Below are 6748 nucleotides of genomic sequence, written 5' to 3' on the forward strand. Positions count from 1 at the left end.
GTCAGAACAGGTGTTCTCGGAGGAACGCGCGCTGCCGGCGCTCGTACCGCTTCCCCCAGTCGCCCGCGTACGGCGTGACGTGCCCGCCGCCCTCGCCGGTCACGAGCGACACCGACGCCCCCGCGTCCGAAGCCGCCTCCACGTACCGCTCGGCCTGCTCGTAGGGAACGACGCGGTCCGCCGTCCCGTGGTAGACGAGCGCCGGCGCGTCCCCCGCGTCCAGGTACGTGACCGGCGACGCCCGCGTCCGCTGGGGCTCGCACTCGCGGTCCTCGCACCCGAGGAACCGGCGGACGAGCGCCCCGCCCACACCGCCCCCGTCGACCCCGAAGTCGTACACGCCGCTCACCGACACCACGCACGACGCGCGCGCACCGCTGACGGACACGCCAGCAGGCCTGAACGTCGCGACGTCCGGCGCCGCCGCAACCAGCGTCGACAGGTGTCCGCCCGCCGACTCGCCCGTCACCCCCACGCGGTCCGGGTCCACGCCGAGCTCCGTTGCGTGCTCGCGACACCACGCCAGCGCCGCGACCACGTCCCGCACCGGCTTCGGGTACGACGCCGTCCCGCTCAACCGGTACCCGACCGACGCGAACGCCGCCCCCGAATCCAGCGGCACGCGCGCGAACCGCCCACCGCCCTTCGACCCGAACGCCCACGCCCCACCGTGGACGTGCACCACGAGCGGCACCCGCCCCTCCGCGTCACGCGGCCGATAATAATCCAGCCGCAGCCGGCCGTGCTCGGTGTCGCGGAACGGCACGTCCCGGTAGACCACCGCCAGCTCCGTCTCCTCGTCCGGCGCGCCGAGCACCCCATCGTCCGTTGCAGTCGTCGCCCCCGCGGTCGTCGCGGTCTCGGTGTCGACGACCGCGGTCGTCAGCGCCGTCGTCGTCGCCCCGGTCGCGGCGCGGTCCGTCGACTCCCCCTCCGTACACCCCGCTAGCGCGACGCCGCCGGCAGTCCCGGCGACCCCCAGCGCGCGCAACACCCGCCGTCGCGTCGAACGCATTGTTCCACGCTACCGTACACGACAACAAAGGGCCTCGGGTCGCGGAACCCCCGAGAGACCACCACTCACCCACCACCTTCTGTCGCCGGCTTCGCTGGCGCTCAGCCGGCGCAAAACGTGGGCGAAAAGTCGAAGACGGAAGTTCAAGGAGCAGGCGGACCGTCCGGGCCGTACGCGTCCATGTCCTGATGAGACCACCTTTTGTCGCCGGCTTCGCTGGCGCTCAGCCGGCGCAAAACGTGGGCGAAAAGTCGAGGACGGAAGTTCAAGGAGCAGGCGGACCGTCCGGGCCGTACGCGTCCATATCTTGGTAGAAATTCAGCATCGCGAACTTCAGCTTCGTCGGCCCGATATCGACCATCTCCTCGCGCTCGTGCACCGGGAACGTATCGTGAACGCTGTACTTCCCCATCTCGTGCTCGCTCTTCGCCGTATACCGCTCGTCGAGGAGGACGCGCACGCCGAAGTCGTCCGGCGACCGGATCACGCGCCCGAGCGCCTGCCGGGTCTTCCGGACCGTCGGAATCTCCACCGCGTACCGCCACCCGTCCTGCTCGGGGTCGCGGTTCCCGAACGCCTCCCCGTACGCCCGCTGAACCGCCTCCGCGCGGTCGTCCAGATGCGGATACGGCACGCCGACGACCACGACCGACCGCGCATCGTCCCCGTCGAAACTCACGCCCTCCGCCAACGTCCCCCACAGCGAGGTGAGGAGGACCGCGTCCTCGTCGTTCGTGAACGCCGTCCGCGCATCCTCCGCACTCACCCCAGCCTCGTCCAGGTACACCGTCGAATCCACCTTCGGATGCTCGCGTAACCGCTGCGCGTACCGCTCGGCCTCCGCGTAATTCGGGAAGAACGCGAGCGTGTTCCCCGGCGTGAACCGCACCACGTCCGCGAGCGTCTCCCCGTACCGGTCCTGGACCGCCGACTTGTCGCGCTTGCTCGCGAACAACGCCGGCGTCCCCACCGCGAACGTCCGCCGGCGCTCGACCGGGAACGACAACCCGTACTCCATCTCCACCGGCGACTGGAGGCCGAGCACCTCGCCCGCGACACCGAACGGCTGCAAGGTCGCACTCATCAGGACGTTCGCGTGCGTCTCCCCGAACAACTCGCTCGTCACGTCCTGCGGGATGCACGTGTACAACTCCACGCGCCCGTACACGTCATCCGTCCCCTGGTCGCGCCGCACCGCCGCCACCGGGTACTTCCCCTGCTCCGTCGACTCCTGCATCCACGACCCCACGAACCGCGCCGCCGAAAGCGTCTGGCACTCCTGGCGCGTCGTCGCCTCCCCGCGCTTGTACGCCTCCTCGTACTCGTCGTCCAACTCCTGGCCGAGCTGGACCGCCGCCTCCAGGTCCTGCTGGTAGCCCTTCCCCGTGTACCCCTGGAGGAACGCCATCGTGAGGTCGTCGCGACCGGCCTCGTTCGCGATGGTGACGTCCTCCCAGTCCTCCCCCACGCGCTCGCGCTCCCCGAACCCCATCGCGTCCTCGCAGGTCTCCACGAGCGCATCACGGAACGCCCCCAGGACGTTCGCCGCACGGTCCGCACGCGGGTCGTCGCTCTCCGCGCACTCCTCCAGCGCACTGTCGAGCGTCCGCTCCGTGAGCGTCCGCGTCGCGTGATCGCGGGCAGCGTCCTCCACGTTATGGGCCTCGTCGAACACCGTGATGACCTCGCCCGGGTCACGACCCAGCCACCGGAAGAACTGCTCGCGGATCATCGGGTCCAGGAGGTGATGATAGTTCGCGACCACGAGGTCCACGCCCTCGATGCCCTCCTTCAACAGCTCGTACCCACAGAACCCCTGCGCGCCCGCGTGCTCGAATATCTCCTCCGGCGTCCGCACGTCCGAGAACAACCACTCGTAGAACGCGTCCGTGTTCGCAGTGAGGTTCTGTAAGTAGTGATCGCAGACGTTCGCGCCGTCCACGTCCTCGATCGCGCCCTGGAGCGACTGTATCTCGTTCACGACCGCCGCCCGCGCCTCCTGGGCCTCCTGCGCGGCCTGCGAGCCGTCGTCGCCCTCGCGGACCTCCTCGAGCAGTTCCTCCTGTCGTTCCTCGAGCTGCTCGACGTCCTCGCGCTTCTCCACGAGGTCGCGGGTCGTGTCCCGGAGCGCCTGGCACTCCTCGTAGCCGACGTCGATGTGGCACATCGACGCCTTCCCCTTGAACACGACCGCGCGGATCGCCTCCTCGCGCGTGACCGCGCTCGCCTCCGTGATGAACTGCCGCATCTGCTGGTGGACGTCCGTCGTGATGACGACCGTCTTCCCCGCGTCCCGCGCGTACTCGAGCGCCGGCACGAGCGCCGACAGCGTCTTCCCCGTCCCACACGCCCCCTCGAAGAGCACGTCCTGGCCGCGCGAGAGCGCATTGTGGATGCGGTCCATCGCCTCCCGCTGGTTCTCGTAGGGCTCGTCGTACGGGAAGAACCGCATGTACGCGTCCGTATCCGCAGTCACACCAACGCGTTGCGCGCAATCACGCAAAAGGGTTCGCCTCACTGGTCCCGGGAGCATCCGGCGGCCGCTTGGCCGCCGGTTCCTGGCGGGTCGACCACGACCCGTCGTGACCGATTACAGGTCCGCGCCGACCGCGTCCTCGACGGTGTCGAATCCGTCGCGCTCCAGTAACTCGAGGAGGCCACGGTTGATGTCGCGTGCGAGCGTCGGCCCCTCGTACACGAGCGCCGTGTACAACTGGACGAGCGACGCTCCCGCACGAACCTTCGCGTACGCGCCTTCGGCGTCCGAGACCCCACCGACGCCGACCACGGGGACGTCCGTACGCTCCGCGACGAACCGCACCAGTCGCGTCGACGCGTCCTCGACCGGCTTCCCCGACAACCCACCCGTCTCGCTCGCGTGCACACTCGAAAGCGACTCCGGGCGGTCCGTGGTCGTGTTCACCGCGACCACGCCATCCAGGTCGAACTCGTCGACGAGGTCGAGCGCGTCCTCGAGCGCCGGCTCGGGCAGGTCCGGCGAGAGCTTCACGAGGAGCGGACCCGCACCCGCGTCCACGAGCTCGCGGAAGATCGCCGCCAGCTCCGCCTTGTTCTGGAGGTCCCGGAACCCCTCCGAGTTCGGGCACGACACGTTCACCACGAAGAAATCACCGCCCTCGGCCACGCGCTCGTAGGTGTACCGGTAGTCGCCCGGTGCCTCGGCCATCGACGCGACCTCGGACTTCGCGAGGTTCACGCCAACCGGGACCGGTGCGGTCACGTCCTCGCGGAGCCGACGCCCCACCCGGTCCGCGCCCTCGTTGTTCAGGCCCATCCGGTTCACGATGGCTTCGTCCTCGCGCAACCGGAACATCCGCGGACGCGGGTTCCCCGGCTGGGCCTCCGCAGTAACCCCACCGACCTCGACGAACCCGAACCCGAGCGACGCCAACCCACCGACGACCTCCGCGTTCTTGTCGAACCCAGCCGCCACACCGACCGGATTCGGGAACGACTCACCGAACGCCGTCACGCGCAACCGGTCGTCCTCGACCCGGAACCGCCGCTCCAGGAGCGACGCCATCGGCGTCTCATCGACCACGCGCAACGCCGACTTCCCCAAGCCGTGAGCCGTCTCCGTCGGCAGCGAGAACAACAGCGGCCGAACGGCGTCGTAGAGCGTCATCACACGTCACGCGGCGGCGAACGTGCATAAACGTCCCGGGAACCGACCGCACGAACGTGAGCACTGACCGTCGTCGGCGTCGAGCGCGATACCCGGGGCTCGCAAGGGTGGCTCGCGGGAGAACGGTGGCGAGTGGTACGCTAGAACTCGTGCTCGACTTCGTCCTGATCGGCTTTCTGGATGATGATCTTCCCGTCACGAACGCGCACGAACACCTCGTCGCCGATATCCATCCCCGCAACCGCCAGCTCGTCCTCGTGGAGGTTGATGTGGACGTTGTGGTACTCGCCGTTCTCGTCTTTCGCGCCACTCGGGCTCAACTTCTTTTTCCGTACCATCGCCGAGGTCTAGTTCGTGTGTTCGCTACAGCACGTACTTAAGTGTTTTCTACACCGGAGACGTCGGGATGAGCGCGCGCGAGCAATCTCAGGCCGCTATCCCCGTCGAAATCGGTCGGTTCCCGACCCGACTTACCCCTCCCTTTATCAATGGTTCCGTCGCCGTCCCTCGATTCCGGGGATATCTTTATGGTTGGCCGTGTGTTCCATTCGCATGGAACGAAATCATGGTACGCGAAGATGGAAAGCGCAATTTCGCGCTTCGAGACCAGAGTGGCGAGGAAACCAGCGTGTTCTCGGGCAACACGCCCCGACAAGCAGCCCTGAAAGCAGCCCGACGCCTCGAACCAGCACAAGGCGAAGAGAACGCCGAGAAGACCGAACTCCGTCTCCGAGAGAAAGGCACCGACAAGGTCCACATCTACGACGGCTGGGCCTGGAACGAACAAGCCCCGGACGACAAACCCGACTGGATGCCCGACGAGATCACCGAAGCCAACGTCTCCAAGAAACGCATCGAACACCTCGAAGAATAACCACCCCCACGTTTCTCGACCGACACGCATACGACCCCCGAGGGACAACCTCGCCACCGCGCGGGCACCACCCGACCCGACCGACCGCACTACGCGTGGAATGACCCGTCGGCCTCCACCCGCGCGACATAACCACCAGTAGCAGCCGGTACACCAGTACCCGCAGGGACGAACAACCCAACGCACTACGACCACATCGAACGTCCCCCCACGAGCAACCACGACGCCCATAGCCATCCTACTCCCCGCGCACGCGAACAAAAATCTCGTATCACCGGCTAGCACCGGCTAGGACAACACACCACCGACAGCCGTACAACCAGCCATCACCCAGCCACCACCGCCCGACCTCAACGCTCAACCCCCCAGGGCCAACACCGAACCGCCACTCACCACCCTCCCACACACGACACGCTCCACCTCCAGGACGCAGCACCGAACACCCAATCCCCCGCGATTCCCACCCTGGACCACCACCACGCGCACACCACCCACACCACGAGCACCCATTCATATAACTCATAACGCGTACGCGCGCCCCCGAAACCCGTGCGAAACCACCCCACGTGAACGCGATGCCAAAGCCCGAACGGAACGACGGCCTTAAATGTATCACTCCCATTGGTATTGATGTGAACGAGGTGGCGCACGACGCCACTTCCCCTCTGGCCGCGACCCGGCACGGAGGCAGGAACGCCCCGGTCCACAATCGGGACACCAACGAAACGACGCCCTTAAGTGAAACAGGCGACTTCGTTGGGATGTGAACGCCCCGCCGGAATGAACTCCGGCGTCGGGCGAGTCCGACGCCCTTAAGTGGATACGGGGATTCGGTTACAAAGCACACAGCACAACGAGATTCGGGGCACGTTCAACTCGTGCCCCAATCCCGGACGTGTTTGGCGAGGTCGACTCGCCGAACGGAGCAACTCCGAAGGGCTTATGTCCCTTCCCGGAATATGCTCAAGTCCGGAAGGAAATGAGGATTCCGCCCCTGCGGTCCGCCGTCAAGACGGAATCTGATGTTAGCTCTGGTAGTTCGGTGACGCCCGGTCGGCCGACTCGACCTGGAATCACCGAACTCGGACCACGCAATGCAATAGATGGAACACACCCATTCGGGTGTGTCCCGCCATACCCCCCGAGCCTTGAGCTCGGGACCATTCCGGTTGATCCTGCCGGAGGCCATTGCTATCGGAGTTCGATTTAGCCA

5 protein-coding genes are annotated in these 6748 nt (G+C 66.9%); 1 reads left to right on the forward strand and 4 read right to left on the reverse strand.

Annotated elements, in window-relative coordinates:
* Position 1: 1 nt before the first annotated feature.
* The 4 genes from SM754_RS19280 to SM754_RS19295 form a co-directional block, all read right to left on the reverse strand.
* Positions 2–1015 (reverse strand): alpha/beta hydrolase fold domain-containing protein, encoded by a 1014-nt coding sequence (locus SM754_RS19280; protein WP_323677788.1) that lies wholly within the window; start codon positions 1013–1015, stop codon positions 2–4.
* 265 nt (positions 1016–1280) lie between these two features.
* Positions 1281–3467: an ATP-dependent DNA helicase gene (locus tag SM754_RS19285; protein ID WP_323677794.1), complete on the reverse strand. Its 2187-nt coding sequence runs from the start codon at positions 3465–3467 to the stop codon at positions 1281–1283.
* A 138-nt stretch (positions 3468–3605) separates the two neighbouring features.
* On the reverse strand, positions 3606–4661 hold the full coding sequence (locus SM754_RS19290) for a quinone-dependent dihydroorotate dehydrogenase (RefSeq protein WP_323677789.1): 1056 nt from the start codon (positions 4659–4661) through the stop codon (positions 3606–3608).
* A 140-nt stretch (positions 4662–4801) separates the two neighbouring features.
* Positions 4802–4999 (reverse strand): hypothetical protein, encoded by a 198-nt coding sequence (locus SM754_RS19295; RefSeq protein ID WP_166042207.1) that lies wholly within the window; start codon positions 4997–4999, stop codon positions 4802–4804.
* 227 nt (positions 5000–5226) lie between these two features.
* Between SM754_RS19295 and SM754_RS19300 the strand changes: the two genes are divergently transcribed.
* Entirely contained in the window at positions 5227–5535 is a 309-nt protein-coding gene (locus SM754_RS19300; protein WP_323677795.1) for a non-histone chromosomal MC1 family protein, read from the forward strand.
* The last annotated feature ends 1213 nt before the right edge of the window (positions 5536–6748 follow it).

This window comes from Halorubellus amylolyticus (assembly GCF_034808145.1).
Classification (GTDB): domain Archaea; phylum Halobacteriota; class Halobacteria; order Halobacteriales; family Natrialbaceae; genus Halorubellus.

Excerpts from the sequence above, each read along its gene's own strand:
- SM754_RS19285 (WP_323677794.1), bottom strand. The coding sequence starts at position 3,467 with ATGCGGTTCTTCCCGTACGACGAGCCCTACGAGAACCAGCGGGAGGCG.
- SM754_RS19280 (WP_323677788.1), bottom strand. The coding sequence starts at position 1,015 with ATGCGTTCGACGCGACGGCGGGTGTTGCGCGCGCTGGGGGTCGCCGGG.
- SM754_RS19290 (WP_323677789.1), bottom strand. The coding sequence starts at position 4,661 with ATGACGCTCTACGACGCCGTTCGGCCGCTGTTGTTCTCGCTGCCGACG.
- SM754_RS19300 (WP_323677795.1), top strand. The coding sequence starts at position 5,227 with ATGGTACGCGAAGATGGAAAGCGCAATTTCGCGCTTCGAGACCAGAGT.
- SM754_RS19295 (WP_166042207.1), bottom strand. The coding sequence starts at position 4,999 with ATGGTACGGAAAAAGAAGTTGAGCCCGAGTGGCGCGAAAGACGAGAAC.